We start from the raw sequence: 19,480 nt of genomic DNA on the forward strand, positions 1-19,480 counted from the left end.
GTTTACTCCCCTTGGGATTGCAGTTTTTTCGCTTGATCTTCTAAAATGAGGGCATCGATAATTTCATCCAATTTTCCTTCTAGGATGAGATCAAGCTTTTGTAATGTGAGACCGATGCGATGGTCTGTAACTCTGTTTTGCGGGAAGTTGTACGTACGAATGCGTTCCGATCGATCACCGGTTCCAACAGCAAGCTTTCGGTTTTGATCGTATTCCGCTTGCGCTTCTTGGCGGTATTTATCTAAAATGCGGGCACGCAAAACCTTCATGGCTTTCTCTTTATTTTTTATTTGCGATTTTTCATCCTGGCAGGATACGACAATTCCGGTTGGAATGTGTGTTAAACGTACAGCTGACATCGTAGTGTTAACGCTTTGTCCTCCAGGACCGCTTGATGCGAATGTATCAACACGGATATCTTTCTCGTTAATTTCTACTTCTACCTCTTCCGCTTCCGGCAAACAGGCGACTGTTGCAGTTGACGTATGAATTCTGCCTCCAGATTCCGTCTCCGGTACCCGTTGCACGCGATGGGCACCGTTTTCAAATTTTAATTTGGAATAGGCTCCTTTTCCTGTAATCATAAAAATGATCTCTTTATAGCCGCCAGTCCCGGTCGTGTTTGCTTCCATCACTTCTATTTTCCAGCCTTTATCTTCCGCATACCTAGTATACATGCGATAAAGGTCTGCAGCAAAAAGCGCTGCTTCCTCTCCGCCTGCTGCACCGCGGATCTCCATGATAACGTTCTTTTCATCGTTTGGATCTTTTGGAAGCAATAAAATTTTTAATTGCTCAATCAGCTCGCTTTCCCGCGCTTCAAGCTCTGCCAGTTCCTCTTTTACCATTGCCCGCATTTCTGGATCAAGCTTTTCTTCAAGCATGCTTTTTGCATCTTCTAGCTGCTCTCTTACCTTTTTATATTCACGGTAAACTTCAACCGTTTCTTGAAGATCAGATTGTTCTTTCGAATATTCGCGCAGCTTTTTCGGATCGTTGACAACCTCCGGATCCATTAAAAGCTCATTCAATTTTTCATATCGGTCTTCAACCGCTTGCAAACGTTCTAACACGGAATTTCACCTCTATTTTTAATCATAGCCCACTCATAGGGAAACTCCTATGTGGTGCACCGTTTGTAACTTTCTAAATTATAGTATAGGAAACTGTACCAGTCAAAAACAACCGTTTTTAACAATTGGGAAGCAAAAAAGCTTTTTTCGATATGCGATGCTGCAAAGTCGATTTTACAGGTTCGGACGGCTTTTATAATCACATCAAGGTTTTGTTAAAAAGCGATGAATCAAGCCAATATGCTGCCATCATTTGTACCAAACTAGCAACCTTTTAAAAATTTTCGTTTTTGATCTAGAGTGCAAGACAAAATCAAGTCGGCTGACAGACAAAACCAGATGTATGCGGACGAATGATTCTGCCATGAAATAGAATCAGCGGCCGAATGGAACAGAATATATTTTTTGAAGCTCTCGCAGTTTCAAACGTTCGGATAATTGCCGGCTCCTCTGTCGATATTCTAGAACTTTTGCCGGATGACCGCTTGTTTTGTCAAACAGGAAGGGTTCTCCTATAAAAAGCTGAATATGTATATTATGATCGTTTGAAAGGGGAGGTTCGATGAATACAGCTGATGCTGCCAAAAAAATCGGTGTTTCTCCGAAAACAGTTCAGCGCTGGATCAAACAGCTTAATCTTCCAATGGAACGGAACGAACTTGGACATTATATGTTTTCTGACGAGGATATCGCCTTGCTCAAAGAAGTTCACAATCAAATAAAACAAGGAGTTCCAATGCAACAAGTAATAGTAAAAGCGAAAAGAAAAGAATCGGCTAAAAATGCTGGTGGAACGGTTTCGAACGAATTGTTGAAAAAAATAGCGGATCTGGAGCAAATGATCTATTCAAAAGCTGACGATGTCGTGTCATATCAGCTTTTAGTGCAAAGAAAGGAAATTGAAGAGCTGACAGGAAGGATCGAGACGCTCGAAAGAAAAATAAAAGAGCTTGAAAGCAAAAAAAATATGCCTGAACTTCAAATGTCTTCACTTCAAACGTCTTCGATTGATAAACCCCGAAAAAAGAAGGCAGTATATAAAACGCTGCTTAGCTCCATTTTCGGTTTATAAGCCCGTCTTCATGACACACACTCGATACACGAAATCAATTTTCGATTTATAAGTTCTTTATAAAACTCGCTCAATCGGTGAACGAGTTTTATTTTTTATTGATTAACTGAACATGCAAGTTGTATCGGGGCAGTGCGCGCTGCAACTTGTCATACAGCTCCTTTTGCCGGTTTTCGCGTTGTTGTTCCGTCAATTTTTGTGATGTATAAATAACCGCCCAAGCATCGTCCCCATTTGTCCAAAAAGAATCGAGCTCTAAACCTTTTTCAGTTTCCAGTGTACGGACGATTTGTTCTTTTGCCTCCCTGATCGTCAAGGGGCTGTTCGCAATATTTATGTTTGGATTTTGTGTTTGCTGGTCGACCACATCTCCTGTATTTTCAGGCTTAACGTCCCTCGTCATCAGGTTGGATCCATTATGATCGAGATTTAATGAGCGATTATCTGATATTTTATCCGCCGTTCCACACCCTGACAGTAAATATATTGCCGCCAAAATGAATGGTATCAATATTCGCATAAAAAGCACCTCCTGTTCTTAAGGTGCCCAAAAGGATCAGCTCTTTTAAATGAAAATATTTCCTTATCGTAAGATTCTCTTCATCACACCTTGCCGACAACGTTTCTTCCCATCTAATGCAAATAAGCAATGATTCATAACGGCGGATTCGCGTGGCACTTTCGGCAGACAGGATAGTACTTGTCATTTCCTCCGATTTGGATTTGCTCACCCGAATATACTGGTTTGCCGTTGTCGTCAATCCGTAAATTCATTGTTGCTTTCCTTTCGCAGAACCAGCAAATCGTTTTCATTTCTTCAATTTTATCCGCAAAAAGCAACAAATATTTGCTTCCTTCGAAAAGTTCGTTTTGAAAATCGTTTTTCAATCCAAACGCCATTGCGGGAATATTCAATTTATCAACAATGTCTGCAAGTTCAAGTACATGCTTTTTCTTTAAAAATTGCGCCTCATCCACTAGCACACAGTACGGCTTAGGCTGATACTCCTTCACAATTTGAAAAATATTCGTATCATCGTAGATCGGTATCGCTTTTCGTCTGAAGCCAATTCTGCTTGATACATATCCAACTTCATCACGAGTATCAATAGCAGATGTGAAAATCAGCACCGATTTGTTTTGTTCTTCATAGTTATGAGCAACCTTTAAAATTTCGATGGATTTGCCGCTGTTCATTGCCCCATATTTAAAAAACAATTGCGCCATATTTAAAAATCTCTCCCTGTTTTATAAAACATGCAAAATAAGTGAAAAAAACAGGCAGAATGAAAAGACTGCCTGTTTTGCAAAATTATTTAAGACCGTATTTTTTGTTAAATTTGTCTACACGTCCGGCTGCAGTTGCAAATTTTTGACGGCCTGTATAGAACGGATGGCATTCAGAACAAATTTCAACGCGCACCTCGTCTTTAACAGAACCGCTTTCAAATTCGTTTCCGCAAGCACATTTTACGAGTACTCTTTTATAATTTGGATGAATTCCCGGTTTCATAGTTTTCAACTCCTTTACGCCCTGAATCATTCGAAACAGAGTTTATCTATTCGGAAACGTGCAATTATTTCACGTTTCAACATTCTTAAACACACATGAAAAAATTATAACAAGGGTTTACAAGAAATGCAACATAGTTAGAAACTTTTTATGCCAGTTGTTTTCCATTCTTCTTTTAGCATTTCAAAAAATTCCTCATTTGATTTCGTTTGGCGCATTTTCTTTAAGAAGCGTTCAGCAAAATCCATCTGATCCGACATAGATTTTCGAATCGCCCATAACATTTCTAAATGCTCTTTTGGAATTAACAATTCTTCTTTTCGTGTACCGGAACGGCGAATATCGATGGCAGGGAATATTCTCCTTTCCGCTAATGAACGATCAAGATGAAGCTCCATATTTCCCGTTCCTTTAAATTCTTCGTAAATGACATCATCCATTCGCGATCCCGTATCTACAAGCGCAGTTGCCAATATCGTCAAGCTGCCGCCTTCCTCAATGTTCCGCGCCGCCCCAAAAAACCGCTTCGGACGATGAAATGCGGCAGGGTCAATCCCTCCTGACAGCGTCCGGCCGCTCGGCGGAATTACTAAGTTATACGCGCGGGCCAGCCGGGTTATGCTGTCCATTAAAATAATGACATCCCGTTTATGCTCCACAAGACGCATCGCTCGTTCAAGAACGAGTTCAGCGACTTTAATATGATTCTCCGGCACCTCATCGAAAGTTGAGCTTACGACATCCCCTTTTACAGAACGTTCAATATCGGTTACCTCTTCAGGACGTTCATCAATAAGCAACACAATCAGTTCAGCCTCAGGATGGTTCGTCGTAATGGCATTGGCAATTTCTTTTAAAAGCATTGTTTTTCCTGCCTTAGGGGGTGCCACAATTAAACCGCGCTGTCCAAAGCCGACTGGTGTAATTAAATCCATAATTCTTGTTGATAAATTTTTAGGTTCGGTTTCCAATTTCATTTGTCTATTTGGATAAAGAGGAGTAAGGCCCGGGAAATGGACGCGTTCTTTCGCAGATTCGGGGTCGTCGCCATTTACCGCTTCAACGTGCAGCAATCCGTAATATCGTTCATTTTCTTTTGGCGGGCGGACTTTTCCAGATACTTTATCGCCGTTTCTTAAATCAAAACGGCGGATTTGCGAGGCTGAAATATAAATATCCTCTGCGCTGGGAGAATAGTTAATTGGACGCAGAAAACCAAATCCTTCAGAAGGAATGATTTCTAAGACGCCTTCCATAAATAGCAAATCTTCTTTCTCCGCATTTGCTTTTAATATTGCAAAAATTAATTCCTTTTTTGTTAATTTGCTGTAATATGAAATTTTAAATTGCCGTGCTAGTTCATACAACTCTTTTAATTTCATATTTTCAAGAGTTGAAATGGAAATCTCGCTCATACTTACACCACGCTTTTCTTACCATATTCAAAATGTTTCACGTTTCGTTCTTCCATCCATTAAAATTTGTTGTTTGAAAACGTAAGGGCAAATGGATTGAGAAGGAGGCAGGAAGGTAGGAAGCTTAAAAGCAGAAATCTTTTTATAACAACCTCTTTATTTTTACCTTATTTTTTTACTTTTCGCAATACATTTCAAGCTAAAAAACAGCGGAAAGTATTTTGAAGGGTATATTTTTAAAAAGCAGAGGAGATCTATTCGTCTCCTCTCACTAAGATCGAATAACTAAATTCGGTTTTTTATTCAAAGAATGGCGGCCATCGATAAAGCGAACTGTTCCGGATTTCGCACGCATCACAACAGAATGAGTCGTTGCAATAGAGCTTTTGAATTGCACACCTTTTAACAGCTCGCCATCCGTTACACCTGTTGCAGCAAAAATCGCATCATCGCCTTTTACTAAGTCTTCCATTCGAAGAGTTTTGTTGACATCAATCCCCATTTTTTTACATCGTTCCAGCTCCTGGTCATTTTGCGGCAGCAGCTTTCCTTGTATTTCTCCTCCTAAACATTTTAAAGCAACTGCTGCCAACACTCCTTCAGGAGCCCCTCCAGATCCGAACAAAATATCAACGCCCGTATGGTCAAAGGCGGTATTAATTGCCGCAGCGACATCGCCGTCATTGATCAGTTTAATGCGAACACCCGCTTCTCGAAGGGTTTGAATAATATGCTCATGTCTTTTTCGATTTAAAACAGTTGCTACAACATCTTCGATATCTTTATTTTTCGCCTTTGCAACAGCTTTTAAATTGTCGATAATCGGAGCATCAATATCTATGCACCCGACAGCTTCAGGCCCTACTGCAATTTTGTCCATATACATATCTGGCGCATGGAGCATGTTCCCATGGTCGGCTACCGCTATAACTGCAAGTGCATTCCAGCCGCCTGACGCCACAATATTGGTTCCTTCCAATGGATCTACGGCGACATCGACACGCGGGCCGTAGCCGTTGCCAAGCTTCTCCCCAATATACAGCATCGGAGCCTCGTCCATTTCTCCTTCTCCAATCACGACTGTTCCTTTCATCGGGATCGTATCTAGAACGGTTCGCATTGCTGAGGTCGCGGCATCATCCGCCTCATCTTTTTTGCCGCGGCCCATCCAACGTGCAGACGCAAGGGCAGCTGCTTCTGTCACACGTACAAGTTCCATTGATAAACTTCTTTCCATTTTGTGTTCCTCCCCCTTTGATGTCATTTCATGCAAAATTGGTGATTTTTATGAATTTTGCAATTGCTGAATTTCTTGGTCAGTTAATTTCTCCCTCCATATTTTGGCGCCAATCCCGGCAAGTTTTTCTTCTAAATGGCTGTATCCGCGATGAATATGGTCGATGCCGGTTACCTCTGTTATTCCATCGGCCATTAAACCCGCTGCTACAAGCGATGCCCCTGCCCGAAGATCGCTCGCTTTTACTTTTGCACCTTGAAGAGTTGACGGACCTGTTATGATCGCAGACCGACCCTCCACTTTGATTTGAGCACCCATCCTTCTTAATTCATCAATATGCTTGAATCTTGAAGAGTAAATGGTATCTGTCACCATGCTTGTTCCGTTCGCCTGTGTCAAAAGCGTTGTCATAGGCTGCTGCAAATCGGTTGGAAATCCCGGGTACACGAGAGTTTTTATATCGACAGGCTTTAATTCTTTATTTCGACGGGCGATATAAACTTGATCATCGCTCGTTTCTACATGGACCCCCATTTCCCGAAGCTTCGCAATAAGGGATTCGAGATGAAGAGGTATGACATTGTCAACGATGAGCTCTTCTGCAATGCCGGCACCGATAATCATATACGTTCCTGCTTCAATTCGATCCGGAATAATCGAATGGCGGCAGCCATGCAGCTTTTCAACCCCATCGATCCGGATGACGTCCGTTCCGGCCCCTTTTATTTTTGCCCCCATGCTGGATAATAAAGTTGCAACATCAATAATTTCGGGTTCTTTTGCAGCATTTTCAATAATTGTCCGCCCTTTTGCCAAGACCGCTGCAAGCATGATGTTTATGGTGGCACCCACGCTTACAACATCAAGAAAAATCCGAGCTCCTCTAAGCTCATCCGCACGCAAATAAATGGCACCATGCTCATTTGTTACAGAAGCACCTAAAGCTTCAAACCCTTTTATGTGCTGGTCGATTGGTCTCGGACCTAAATGACAGCCGCCGGGAAGCCCGATCACCGCTTTTTTAAACCGGCCAAGCATCGCTCCCATTAAATAATAAGAGGCTCTCAGCTTTTTCACTTTTCCGTTTGGAAGCGGCATTGAAAGCATGCTTGTCGGATCGACTGTAATATCGTTTTGATGAAACGAAACTTTGCCCCCTATTTCCTCCAATAAATCGCCCAAAATATGTACATCAGATATATCTGGAAGCCCTTCAATCGTAACGGATGAGCTTGCTAAAATTGTTGCTGGAATCAATGCTACTGCGCTATTTTTGGCACCGCTTACCTTCACCGTACCTTTCAACTTCTGCCCGCCTGCAACTTTTAACTTTTCCATAGCAGTCTCCCTTCTTGTGACCTAACAGTTTGCTAAAGAAAACGGGATCCAGATTTTCTTTAACAAACTGTCATGATGAAAAGCCCTCTTTACACATTGATTACCATTTGTTGAAAAATACATACGAAAAGGGGGCAATTTTATTGTACACAAATAGATAGGGCATGACAAAACGTTCACCAGAAAAACGAGCAGATTCTACTCCTTCAGGCGTTACAGCAAGTCAAAAGACCGGATTCTGCGGCAAAAGATTTTTCAAACGGGGGAAATCCCCCGTTTTATCATTTATCGATTGTTCCAGTCTGCTAAAAATTTCTCAATACCTTGATCAGTCAGCGGATGTTTGAACAGCTGCATCAACACTTTATAAGGAATCGTGGCAATATGAGCTCCGCGCAATGCTGCCTCAGTTACATGCTGCGGATGACGGATGGAAGCAGCAATAATTTTCGTATCAATGCCATGAATATCAAATATTTGGGAGATTTCTGAAATGAGATTCAATCCATTATGACCGATGTCATCTAACCGACCTAAAAAAGGAGAAACATATGTAGCACCTGCTCTTGCAGCTAGTAGCGCTTGATTGGCGTTAAAAATAAGCGTCACGTTTGTATGAATTCCTAATTCCGAGAATTTTTTGACCGCTTTTAGACCATCAGGGGTCATAGGAACTTTTATCGTAATATTTGGTGCAATTTTAGCTAATTCTTGACCTTCCTTAATCATTTCTTCCGCTTTAGTTGAGATGACTTCCGCGCTGACAGATCCGGAAACAATGGATGTAATTTCTTTCAATCTTTCTTCAAACGTTACGCCTTTTTCTTTTGCAACCAAGCTAGGGTTAGTTGTTACTCCTGACAAAACGCCTAGTGATTGAGCTTCCTTAATTTCTTCGATATTTGCTGTATCAATAAAAAATAACATGCCTGGTACCTCCCTTATGTGATCGCTTTCTTTAAAAACAAGAAACGAAACCGCCATACTTCATAAAAGAAAGGCGGCCGTTAATTGCATAAAGAAATATGAAACCTTATCTATTTATTCTGCTTTTCCGGATGAACCGAATTCGCGCATTTTGCCTTTAACTGTTTCTTTAATGGCTTCCCGGGCAGGACCTAAATATTTGCGCGGATCATACATATCCGGATTTTCTGCCAAAACTTCGCGTACGCGTTTAGCAGATGCTATTTGGTTTTCTGTATTAACGTTAATTTTCGCAGTTCCTAAAGAAATTGCTCTTTGAATATCCTTTGTCGGAATTCCTGTTCCCCCGTGCAGTACTAATGGAACGCCAGTCCGGTTGCTGATTTCCTCCATTTCTTTAAAGCCTAGGTTCGGCTCTCCTTTATACGGACCGTGAACAGATCCCAATGCAGGAGCTAGGCAATCAATACCTGTCCGTTTTACAAGCTCTTCACATTCATTTGGATCAGCGTAAATAATTCCTTCTCCTACTACGTCATCTTCCTGTCCGCCGACAACACCTAATTCCGCTTCAACAGAAACACCATGTAGATGAGCAAGCTCCACTACTTTGGAAGTTAAAGCGACATTCTCTTCAAAAGGATGATGAGAGGCATCGATCATAACAGAAGTAAAGCCGGCATGAATAGCTTTTGCACATGATTCAAAGCTTGAGCCGTGATCTAAATGGATGGCAACTGGAACGGTAATTTTATAATCTTCCATCAAACCTTTTACCATGTTCACAACCGTTTTAAAACCGCCCATATAGCGACCAGCGCCTTCTGAAACGCCTAAAATAACCGGTGATTTTTCTTCTTCTGCTGCTTGCAGAATCGCTTGTGTGAACTCGAGATTGTTTAAATTAAACTGTCCTACAGCATAGCCGTTTTCTTTTGCACGATTTAACATTTCAGTCATTGAAACTAAGGGCATCGAAAAATCCTCCTTAAATTAAGTAGCCTATGTTGCGATTAGCGAAAAGCTCAAACCTAGCATGACCTGAGCAAGAAAAATGTATGTATGATGCCAATCATCTTTTCTTACTAAATAGAATACCAACTTATGAGGATTTCGGCAACTTTATTCCGATAAATTCATGGATTATACACTTTATTTCGCTCGGGAAGGCAAATATTTTCTCACTGTATCCCGCAGCTCGTCAATGTCAAACGGCTTGGCGAAGTGTGTTAATGCCCCTAAATCTTTCGCTTCCTGAATCATATCCAATTCTCCATACGCGGTCATGATAATGACTCGTATATCAGGGTTAACCTTTTTTAGCGTTTTTAAAATTTCAATCCCGTCCATCCCAGGAATTTTCATGTCTAATAAAACGAGATCAGGGGAATGGTTTTCGGCTATTTCTAATGCCTGAAAACCGTTAGCAGCTTGAAAAGTTTGATAACCCTCTTTATTGAACACTTCATTCAGCAAAATCCGAATTCCGTATTGATCGTCGACAATTAAAATTTTTCCATCCATTTTTACACCTCTTAACTTAAACAAATGCAATACTTTTTAAAATTTTATTTAGTTATGTATTCTCGATTAAATTACAATTTCCTGCCAACAGGTTCACAAATTATTCATATTTTGATTCTTCGCCGCTTTTTCTTATTATATAAGCAGAGAACTTTGTATAAAGGTGGCTGATGATTAAATGTTAAAAATTTTTACGACACAATTAACAGGGTTTTTCCAAAGAATTCAAGAGAAAGAAAACAGCCAAATAGAAGATGCCGCACGTCTACTGGCTCAAGCTGCAATCGGAGAAGGCGCCATTTATGTAAAAGGATGGGGAACTCTTGAAGGAATTTATGCCCAAGTTGAAAAAGGAGAATCCTTTCCGGCATGCAAGCCTTTGCCTGATGTGGATAACGTAACCGCAGCAGACCGCGTTCTCCTTTTCACCCCGTTTTCGACTGATCTTGATGCGATTGATACTGCGCAGCAATTGGCCGAAAAAGGGATTCCAACCGTTGGGGTTTCCGCAGCTGTTAACGGCGAAAAAAGCTTACAGCAATTTGTCGATATACATGTAGATTCCAAATTAACAAAACCCATTATTCCCACTGAACATAATGAACGAATCGGCTTCCCTGTGCTCATGACTTCATTATATGTTTACTACTGCTTATTTTTGACTGTGAAAGAAATATTGGAGGAACATGAAGAATAAATTTTACATACAAGAAATGCGAAGAAATTGGCAAATCGCCAATTTCTTTTTATATGAATCAGCATAGAAACCCATTGATTTCAAATTTAGTCCTCTCTTATACAGACTTTAGACCTTTATCAATACACTTTGTAGAGCAGAGAAGCTGATGACCTGTTTCATGATTTACAATGCGTTTTTATGAAAAATCGCGTATTAGTCATTTTTGCGATACTCTAATAAAATTTTATGAAAAAAAGCGACGCCGTTTATAGGGATGGTTTTTAAATTTAGAACAGTGTCGATTTCCCGGCCGATTCTTTCTTCAAAATGAAAAACAAAGCCGCTGCTTTCGGAAATCAGTGAAAGATTTGTCGTAATAAAAAAATTTGTATTACGAGCAAAAAAAGGCTGTCTAACCAATCGTTCAGACAACCTTTTCTTTCATTTCTTATTGATTTTTCTTGTTTAGAGAAGCGTGAATGAACTCCCGGAAAAGGGGCTGCGGTCTAGTTGGCCGTGATGTAAACTCCGGATGGAATTGGGACGCAACAAACCAAGGGTGGTCTTGTAACTCAATGATTTCTACTAACCGTCCATCTGGACTTGTTCCGGAGAATACAAATCCGGCCTCTTCCATTTGCTGACGGAACTCATTGTTAAATTCGTACCGATGGCGATGACGTTCATAAATTACTTCATCGTCGTAGGCTTCATAAGCCTTTGTTCCTTCTTTCAATTTGCAAGGATATAAACCAAGACGGAGCGTTCCTCCTAAATCCTCTACTTCTTTTTGCTCCGGAAGCAAGTCAATAATCGGATATGGAGTGTTTGGATCAATTTCAGATGAATTCGCACCTTTTAATCCTAGAACGTTGCGGGCAAACTCGATCGAAGCTACCTGCATGCCAAGACAGATGCCAAGGAAAGGAATTTTTTGTTCGCGGGCGTATTGAGTCGCGATTATTTTCCCTTCCACTCCCCTGTCTCCAAATCCGCCAGGAACTAATATACCTTCAGCTCCCTGAAGCAAGTCTGCTACATTCTCTTTCGTAACATGCTCCGCATTGATCCAATCAATTTCCACATCGGCATCATAATAATATCCGGCATGCTTCAAAGCTTCCACAACGGAAATATAGGCGTCCTGAAGCTCGACATATTTGCCGACTAAGGCGATTTTGACTGTTTTTGATAAATTGCGGACTTTATTGACAAGCTCGATCCATTCCGTCATATCAGCTTGTCCGCATTGAAGATCCAAATAATCGCAAACAATTTGATCAAGGTTTTGTTCTTGCAATGCTAAAGGGACGCTGTAAAGAATATCGGCATCACGGCATTCAATGACAGCTTTCGGTTCAATGTCGCAGAACAAAGCAATTTTATCTTTCATCTCTTGGGAAATCGGCATTTCTGTGCGCACTACAATCACATTTGGCTGTATTCCCAATGAGCGCAATTCTTTCACACTATGCTGTGTCGGCTTTGTTTTCATTTCTCCTGCTGCTTTAATATATGGCACAAGAGTACAATGAATGTACATGACGTTTTTGCGGCCTGCTTCATTTTTCATTTGGCGGATGGCTTCCAAAAACGGCAATGATTCAATATCTCCGACGGTACCTCCGATTTCGGTAATAACGACATCAGCATTTGTTTCTCTGCCAGCGCGAAAAACGCGGTCTTTAATTTCATTCGTAATATGGGGGATGACTTGAACGGTTCCGCCTAAATAATCGCCTCTCCGTTCTTTTTTAATGACGGCCGAATAAATTTTTCCTGTTGTGACATTGCTGTACTTATTTAAATTAATATCAATAAAGCGCTCGTAATGGCCTAAATCGAGGTCAGTTTCAGCGCCGTCATCCGTCACGAACACTTCGCCGTGCTGATACGGACTCATTGTTCCCGGATCAACATTGATATATGGATCGAATTTTTGAATCGTCACATTCAACCCGCGGTTTTTTAGAAGTCTGCCAAGAGATGCGGCAGTAATTCCTTTCCCTAAAGATGAAACAACGCCACCGGTTACAAAAATATACTTGGTCATGCAAAAATTCCCTCCAGTTGCAATCTATCCTTTTGTTAATTTGCACAAAATAAATCGTCAGAAGGCATCAACAAAAAAATATGAAAGCTCCCTTCCTTTTCGGAAAGGGAGCTTTCATATTGTAATTTGTTTTCCGTACTTTTAAAGCCCAATTAAAATATTAGCGAGGAAAACTATGAAAGTCAACCCTTAAATTTAGGACATTATTGTTCGTCCAATTCTTCCTCATCGAGATCGAGATCAGCATCCAACTCGTCATCTTCTACATCGTAATCATCGTCAATTAGTTCATCATCAAAGCTTTCATCATCTTCTTCGTCCTCAAAATCATCGTCTTCTTCGTCAAGATCAAGCTCTTCTTCATCCACATAATCGTCAAGATCGTCATAGTCAAGATCGTCTTCAACCAAGTCTTCATAATCGTCAAGATCTTCTTCATCGTATGCAATCTTCGCTTTTTTCTTCTTCGTTTTAACCGTCGGCTGGGTTTCTTCTTCAATTTGATCGAGCGGATACCAGCTCTTAATGCCCCAGCTATTTTCCCCAATACAAATAAATTTTCCATCTATATTTAAATCCGTATAAAACTGTGCAATGCGTTCGGTCGCTTCTTCCTCCGAAAGCCCTAATAAACTGCTAACTTCTTTCATTAATTCTTCAAACGGTATAGCTTGCCTTTTTTCGGAAAGAATAAGGTAAGCGATATCCACCATCGACATTTCTTTCAGCTGCTCCTGCGAGTATTGCGTTAAGCTCAAGGTCAGGCACTCCCTTTCTCGTCTTTCATCTATCTTTATGAAATGAAAGGGCAACGAAAATAGAATAAAGCATGATATAATTCCGAATGATGAAATGCCGCCCTTTCAGTGATGTACCATATGATACGTTTGCATACCATTCATTATAAACAAATTTTACAACTTTATGCTACCGTATTGTGTCTTGATTTTAAATTTTTTCGTCAAATTCCATTGTCTATCTTTCTGTTTTTTAAAATCTTAAGGCGCCCTTAAAGGCGCCTTTTAAAATTGCTTTCTATCTAATCATATCTTTATGAAATGAGCTCTTGCTCCTTCGATTCGCCAAAAACAGCTTTTCCCAGCAGCTCCGCTACATCGTACGTTTTCACTTTATTTCCAACCTCTTTTGCTTTCGTTCCATCTGTCAGCATTGTTAGACAATATGGACATCCGGAGCTGATCACGCTTGGATTGACAGCTAATGCTTGTTCGGTGCGCGCAACATTGATGCGCACTCCCGTGTCTTCCTCCATCCACATAAGACCGCCGCCGGCTCCACAGCACATGCCCGTTTCCCGATTCCGTTCCATTTCAACAACTTTTACACCTGGAATGGATGCCAAAATTTCACGGGGCGGATCATAAATTTCGTTGTATCTTCCAAGGTAACAAGAATCGTGGAAAGTAATCGTTTCATTCACTTCATATTTCGGAACGAGCTTCTTTTCTTTCAACAGTTTTGCTAAAAGTTCTGTATGATGGTACACTTCGGCTTCAAAACCGAAATCCGGATATTCATTTTTAAATATGTTGTAAGCATGCGGGTCGATTGTAACAATTTTCTTCACATTATATTTTTCAAATTCGGCTATGTTGCTTGCAGCAAGCTCTTGAAATAAAAACTCATTGCCGAGTCGCCTCGGTGTGTCACCTGAATTTTTCTCTTTATTTCCTAATATAGCAAATTTCACACCTGCTTCGTTCAAAAGTTTAGCAAACGATAAAGCGATTTTTTGGCTGCGGTTATCAAATGATCCCATGGAACCGACCCAGAATAAATATTCAAACTCCTCGCCTTGCTTTTTCAATTCCTTCACCGTTGGCACATAGACATCTTCTTGTGATTTGCGCCAATTTTCCTTATCTTTGCGGTTTAGGCCCCACGGATTTCCTTGCCGCTCAATGTTTTGCATCGCCCGCTGCGCATCCGGATTCATTTTTCCTTCTGTTAATACAAGGTAGCGGCGCAGGTCAATGATTTTATCGACATGTTCGTTCATTACTGGACATTGGTCTTCACAATTCCGGCACGTCGTACATGCCCATATTTCTTCCTCTGAAATGACCTCCCCGATGAGGCTTGGATTGTAGTCAAGAGCCGCCGCCGCTTCACCTGTTCCCTTTTGCATCGACTGAAGAGCTAGCTGATTTCCCATCGTATTTTGAAATGCAAAGGCAGGCACCCAAGGGGACTTGGAAGTGATGGCAGCCCCTTTATTTGTTAAATGATCCCGAAGCTTTATGATTAAATCCATCGGCGAAAGCATTTTTCCAGTACCAGTCGCCGGACACATATTTGTACACCGTCCGCATTCAACACAGGCGTACAAATCGAGAAGCTGCGTTTGCCGGAAATCTTCAATTTTTCCGACTCCATATGATGTTTGAGTTTCGTCTTCAAAATCAATTTTCTCCAACTTCCCTGGATTTGACAAACGACTTAAAAAAACATTGGCAGGTCCTGCAATTAAATGGGCATGTTTAGACTGAGGGACATACACTAAAAATGTGAGCAAAATGAGCAGGTGCACCCACCAAAAAACGTAAAAAATAACAGCGGCGCCTGTTTCACCGACAAAGCCCAGCAGGAAAGCAGCCGATGAGGCAACAGGTTCACTAAAGCTTCGTTCATATCCTCTCCAAATCATGTACATACCGTTTCCAAGCAGTACAGACAGCATTAATCCGCTGATAAAAATAAGGACAAGTCCGGATTTAAACCCTCGTTTTAAACGGACAAGCTTTTCAATGTATCGCCGGTAAAAAGCAGCAACTACCGCTACTAAAATAAGGAGGGTAACAATTTCTTGGAAAAAGGTGAAAATCGGGTACAACGGTCCGAAAGGCAAATGGCTCCCCGGAATCAGACCTTTTAAAATGAAATCAATCGCACCGAATTGGACAAGAATAAAGCCGTAGAAAAAAATAACATGAACCCAGCCCATTTTCTTGTCTTTTAATAGTTTTTTCTGTCCGAACACATTGACCCAAATCCGTTCGAAACGTTCTTTTACCTTCCCGTCAAATTCTTCTTTTTTTCCAAGTTTGATATAAGCAATTCTAGTTTGAATTAAATAAATAAACAAATACACCGCGTAAACGGTTACAAGCAAAAACGCAAAAAAATTAATCCATAATAGTGTATTCATTATTCTCCCCCATTCATAAAATCCCTCTGTTGTATTTGACTGAAATTTCGGACGCTTCTTAATTATATTATATAATGAATGAACGTTCAGTCAATTCCCCAAATCGTTGAAAATCGGAACCATTTTTCCTTTGTTTCGTATATAATGACAGTTATTTATTTCTAAAATATTGAACAAATTCCAAAATTTATTTGTTCATTTTGCTAGAGGAGTGCCGGAAAAATGGATACGACTGACATTGTCGGGCTCATTAAACAACACCATCATCAAATAAAAAAAACTGTCAAAAGGACTGTGAAAAACGAATCTCTTGTTGATGATATCGTCCAAGAAGTTTGTATTAAAATATATATATATTTTCAAACGAATGATATGCCTACCAATATCAGCGCTTGGATTACGACTGTCTCAAAAAATACAGCCACCGACCATCTTCGAAAAATTCAACGAAACAATCATTTGCTAAACCATCTGCAGCAAGAAGCAATTTTTCACAACTGCTCAGAATGGAATCCCGAATCCGAGGCCTTATTCAAACAAATGATTGAATATGTGCAAAATGCATTAAACGAAATGGATCCTAATACAAAAAAGATTATTCTATTGCGGCAGCAGGGATTATCCTATACAGAAATTGCCCAGCAGATGAATTTGCCTAAAAATACGGTGAAAACAAAAATTTTCCGCGGCCGAAAACAGTTAATGACATTTCTGCAAAAGAACGGGGTTTTTCAAAATGATTTATGAGGATGTTAGTTTTCAATATAACTAAGCGACCAATAATCTCTGCAACGACTGCCGGGCGTTTGCTGAACAACTCAAACAGCGTTCACATCGCTGTGGAAAACTCTCTTGACCTAGCAATAGAGCCTGCAATTTACTTTTGGATCGCGTTTTTTGTTTTTCGCTTTTTTCATTGTCTGCTTTTCCATAGTCTCAGCTGATTCAGCCTCATTTCAAAAAGCAGTATGATGGATCCTGTTTAATACAGCAAAAAATGAATAAGCTCTTCCCTATCATAAACAAAATACAAAAGGGGTTATAACTCAACAAACAGCACAGCTGTCGGAAAATAAATAGCATGTCTCCTTCAAATATATGCAAACAAAAAAGCAAAAAGCCCTTTTTCACACAATAACTTGTTGAAAAAAGGCTTTTTCTGCTCTCTTCGTTTTAACATCCTAGAAAAAGAGATGCGATTAGGTTAAAATCGGAAAGCGTTCCTATTTCCCTTTTACTCGAATCATTTCCCACATCTAAATTCGTTACATTTTTTCAGGAGCGGAAACGCCAATTAAGGTAAGGGCATTTTTCAGCGTGATTTGCGTTGCTTTCATAAGAGCAAGCCGCGCCTTAGATTTCATTTCATTGCTTGCATCAAGCACTTTTTCTGCATTGTAGAAGCTGTGTAGCACAGATGCCAGCTCAAAAATGTAATTCGTAATCCGATGCGGAATTCTTTTCTCTGCGGCTTCAGCGACAACGCCAGGGAATTCACCAAGCTTTTTTAACAGCTCTATTTCTTTCTCAGATTGAATTTCATTCAAAAGATCGCTTTCGTTTGCGTTGTAAGACAGGCCTTGCTCGTTTCCTTGGCGGAGAATGCTGCATACACGCGCATGAGCGTATTGTGCGTAATAGACAGGATTTTCATTTGATTCCGATACAGCCAAATCCAAGTCAAAATCCATATGCGAGTCGCCGCTTCTCATAGCAAAAAAGTAACGAACGGCATCCAAGCCGACTTCTTCGATCAATTCTCTCATCGTGACAGCCTTGCCAGTACGTTTTGACATTTTCACTTTTTCGCCGTTTTTAAAGAGGCTGACCATTTGCATAATTTCCACTTCAAGAATATTTTGATCATACCCCAGCGCCTGAATGGCTGCTTTCATTCTCGGTATATAGCCATGATGATCCGCGCCCCAAATGTTTATCAGCTTATCAAAGCCGCGATCCAATTTATCTTTATGATAAGCAATATCTGGTGTTAAATACGTATAAGACCCATCCTTCTTAATCAACACTCTATCTTTATCATCGCCAAATGCAGTAGAGCGGAACCATGTTGCCCCGTCTTGTTCATAAATGTGCCCGTTTTTCCGAAGCATGTCGAGCGCCTCATCAATTTTGCCACTTTTGTATAGGGATGTCTCAGAATACCAAACATCGAAGGAAACGCGAAATTCTTCGAGGTCTTTTCTAATTTTCTCAAGCTCATATTTCAGACCGAGGTCACGGAAAAATTGCAGCCGTTCTTCTTCGCTTTTTTCAAGCAGACTGTCGCCATATTCATCAGCAATTTTTTTTCCGATTTCCATAATATCTTGTCCATAGTACCCGTCTTCAGGCATTTCCGCTTCTTTTCCAAGCGCTTCTAAATATCTTGCCTCTACGGACAGAGCTAAATTGTGAATCTGATTTCCAGCGTCATTAATATAATATTCCCGGGTTACATCATACCCCGCTTTTTCTAAAATGTTGCAAAGAGAGTCGCCGAATGCTGCTCCGCGCGCATGCCCTAAGTGAAGATCTCCCGTCGGGTTTGCAGAAACGAACTCCACTTGGATTTTTTTACCTTCCCCAACATTTGATTCGCCGTATTTGTCACCCGCTTGAATAATGGCTGGAATCAACTTAGTTAAATATTCATTATTCATGAAAAAATTAATAAAGCCCGGACCAGCAATATCAATTTTTTCAATGGATGCTTTCGCTCGATCAAAATGTTGAACAATTTCCTCTGCAATCGCCCGAGGCGCTTTTTTAGCTATGCGAGCAAGCTGCATGGCCATGTTTGTTGAGTAATCGCCGTGTGCTTTTTCTTTCGGCACCTCTAAAATAACTTCCGGAATTTGCTCCTCTTCTGCGATGTTTGCTTTCAATACCGCATTTTTTATTTCTTGTTTCAGCTGCTTCTTTACTTCATCTACAATGTTCATTCAATGCTCCTCCTTCTTAAATTGAATGCTTAAGCTGTGTAAACGAGGGGTATCTCCATTTATTTCGAGCAAATATTCTATGCTAAGTGTACCATGTTTTTCTTCATCTGTATGCCAGATAAGCGATTTTGTCTCTGCTGCGAGCTTCAGCGTCCCGTACGGTGTTTCATAATTGGCATACGTTTTTTGTCCCTGCTTGAAGCACTGTCTTAAGCGAATGCCTCCGGAACGTATGAGAGTCGTTTCCTTTTCGCTGATTTTGATTAACGTCTTAACGGTTTCATCATCTTGAATCTCATCATAAACCAAATAAAAAGTGTGCTGCTTTTTGAAAAATTCCCCGGTTGTATAAAATTCAATCCGTTCTTCTTCTGTTTGATTTTGAAAAATCTTGTTTTGAACATAAATTTGAACAGGTACGCGCATGTCTTTATATCATCCTTTTTAGGGATTTATTCTATATTTTAGTGGAAATCATTTGCTGTTAAAAGCTTTATATTGGCCTGCCTGCCGCTTGACGCTCGATCCAAGCTGTTCA

At 40.5% G+C, this 19,480-nt stretch carries 18 protein-coding genes; 3 read left to right on the plus strand and 15 right to left on the minus strand.

Going from position 1 to position 19,480, the window contains the following annotated elements; all coding sequences use genetic code 11:
• Nucleotides 1-2 precede the first annotated feature (2 nt).
• Entirely contained in the window at nucleotides 3-1,073 is a 1,071-nt protein-coding gene (prfA, locus tag NSQ44_RS17400; RefSeq protein WP_063389031.1) for a peptide chain release factor 1, read from the minus strand.
• A 562-nt stretch (nucleotides 1,074-1,635) separates the two neighbouring features.
• Between prfA and NSQ44_RS17405 the strand changes: the two genes are divergently transcribed.
• Entirely contained in the window at nucleotides 1,636-2,145 is a 510-nt protein-coding gene (locus tag NSQ44_RS17405; protein ID WP_340857823.1) for a MerR family transcriptional regulator, read from the plus strand.
• 88 nt (nucleotides 2,146-2,233) lie between these two features.
• Here NSQ44_RS17405 and NSQ44_RS17410 read toward each other — a convergent pair whose 3' ends face one another.
• From NSQ44_RS17410 to NSQ44_RS17450, 9 genes are all read right to left on the minus strand, one after another.
• The gene (locus NSQ44_RS17410; protein WP_066251326.1) at nucleotides 2,234-2,665 is read right to left on the minus strand and encodes a hypothetical protein; all 432 of its coding nucleotides are present in this window, start codon (nucleotides 2,663-2,665) and stop codon (nucleotides 2,234-2,236) included.
• A 134-nt stretch (nucleotides 2,666-2,799) separates the two neighbouring features.
• Complete coding sequence (locus NSQ44_RS17415; protein WP_063389034.1) at nucleotides 2,800-3,372, minus strand: thymidine kinase; 573 nt, start codon at nucleotides 3,370-3,372, stop codon at nucleotides 2,800-2,802.
• An 85-nt stretch (nucleotides 3,373-3,457) separates the two neighbouring features.
• The gene (gene rpmE, locus NSQ44_RS17420; protein WP_063389035.1) at nucleotides 3,458-3,658 is read right to left on the minus strand and encodes a 50S ribosomal protein L31; all 201 of its coding nucleotides are present in this window, start codon (nucleotides 3,656-3,658) and stop codon (nucleotides 3,458-3,460) included.
• Between the two features lie 137 nt (nucleotides 3,659-3,795).
• Nucleotides 3,796-5,073 carry a transcription termination factor Rho gene (gene rho, locus NSQ44_RS17425; RefSeq protein ID WP_063389036.1) on the minus strand — a complete coding sequence of 426 codons (1,278 nt, stop codon included), beginning with the start codon at nucleotides 5,071-5,073 and terminating at the stop codon, nucleotides 3,796-3,798.
• 271 nt (nucleotides 5,074-5,344) lie between these two features.
• Nucleotides 5,345-6,310 (minus strand): class II fructose-bisphosphatase, encoded by a 966-nt coding sequence (gene glpX, locus NSQ44_RS17430; protein WP_063389037.1) that lies wholly within the window; start codon nucleotides 6,308-6,310, stop codon nucleotides 5,345-5,347.
• 48 nt (nucleotides 6,311-6,358) lie between these two features.
• A complete protein-coding gene (locus NSQ44_RS17435) occupies nucleotides 6,359-7,648 on the minus strand; it encodes a UDP-N-acetylglucosamine 1-carboxyvinyltransferase (RefSeq protein ID WP_340857824.1) in 1,290 nt (429 codons plus the stop codon).
• Between the two features lie 285 nt (nucleotides 7,649-7,933).
• Nucleotides 7,934-8,575 carry a fructose-6-phosphate aldolase gene (gene fsa, locus NSQ44_RS17440; protein WP_066251329.1) on the minus strand — a complete coding sequence of 214 codons (642 nt, stop codon included), beginning with the start codon at nucleotides 8,573-8,575 and terminating at the stop codon, nucleotides 7,934-7,936.
• Between the two features lie 114 nt (nucleotides 8,576-8,689).
• Entirely contained in the window at nucleotides 8,690-9,550 is an 861-nt protein-coding gene (locus NSQ44_RS17445) for a class II fructose-bisphosphate aldolase (RefSeq protein WP_063389040.1), read from the minus strand.
• A gap of 177 nt (nucleotides 9,551-9,727) precedes the next feature.
• Entirely contained in the window at nucleotides 9,728-10,099 is a 372-nt protein-coding gene (locus NSQ44_RS17450; RefSeq protein WP_094244722.1) for a response regulator, read from the minus strand.
• 178 nt (nucleotides 10,100-10,277) lie between these two features.
• Here NSQ44_RS17450 and NSQ44_RS17455 point away from each other — a divergent pair, with 178 nt between their 5' ends.
• Nucleotides 10,278-10,796, plus strand: coding sequence for a DUF2529 domain-containing protein (locus tag NSQ44_RS17455; protein WP_340857828.1), 519 nt, complete (start codon nucleotides 10,278-10,280; stop codon nucleotides 10,794-10,796).
• 430 nt (nucleotides 10,797-11,226) lie between these two features.
• Here NSQ44_RS17455 and NSQ44_RS17460 read toward each other — a convergent pair whose 3' ends face one another.
• The 3 genes from NSQ44_RS17460 to NSQ44_RS17470 all read right to left on the minus strand — a co-directional run bounded on the left by NSQ44_RS17460 (nucleotide 11,227) and on the right by NSQ44_RS17470 (nucleotide 16,000).
• Entirely contained in the window at nucleotides 11,227-12,831 is a 1,605-nt protein-coding gene (locus NSQ44_RS17460) for a CTP synthase (protein WP_340857829.1), read from the minus strand.
• 203 nt (nucleotides 12,832-13,034) lie between these two features.
• A complete protein-coding gene (rpoE, locus tag NSQ44_RS17465) occupies nucleotides 13,035-13,589 on the minus strand; it encodes a DNA-directed RNA polymerase subunit delta (protein ID WP_340857830.1) in 555 nt (184 codons plus the stop codon).
• Nucleotides 13,590-13,882: 293 nt separating this feature from the next.
• Nucleotides 13,883-16,000, minus strand: coding sequence for a (Fe-S)-binding protein (locus tag NSQ44_RS17470; protein ID WP_340857831.1), 2,118 nt, complete (start codon nucleotides 15,998-16,000; stop codon nucleotides 13,883-13,885).
• A 222-nt stretch (nucleotides 16,001-16,222) separates the two neighbouring features.
• Between NSQ44_RS17470 and NSQ44_RS17475 the strand changes: the two genes are divergently transcribed.
• A complete protein-coding gene (locus NSQ44_RS17475; RefSeq protein ID WP_340857833.1) occupies nucleotides 16,223-16,747 on the plus strand; it encodes an RNA polymerase sigma factor in 525 nt (174 codons plus the stop codon).
• A 518-nt stretch (nucleotides 16,748-17,265) separates the two neighbouring features.
• On the opposite strand, the gene argS is transcribed toward NSQ44_RS17475, so the two are convergent.
• Nucleotides 17,266-18,942 carry an arginine--tRNA ligase gene (gene argS, locus NSQ44_RS17480; protein ID WP_340857836.1) on the minus strand — a complete coding sequence of 559 codons (1,677 nt, stop codon included), beginning with the start codon at nucleotides 18,940-18,942 and terminating at the stop codon, nucleotides 17,266-17,268.
• Complete coding sequence (locus NSQ44_RS17485) at nucleotides 18,943-19,368, minus strand: DUF1934 domain-containing protein (protein WP_340857837.1); 426 nt, start codon at nucleotides 19,366-19,368, stop codon at nucleotides 18,943-18,945. It lies immediately after the preceding gene.
• Nucleotides 19,369-19,480: the final 112 nt, after the last annotated feature.

Origin of the sequence: Aeribacillus sp. FSL M8-0254 (assembly GCF_038008845.1) — a bacterium.
Classification (GTDB): domain Bacteria; phylum Bacillota; class Bacilli; order Bacillales; family Aeribacillaceae; genus Aeribacillus; species Aeribacillus composti.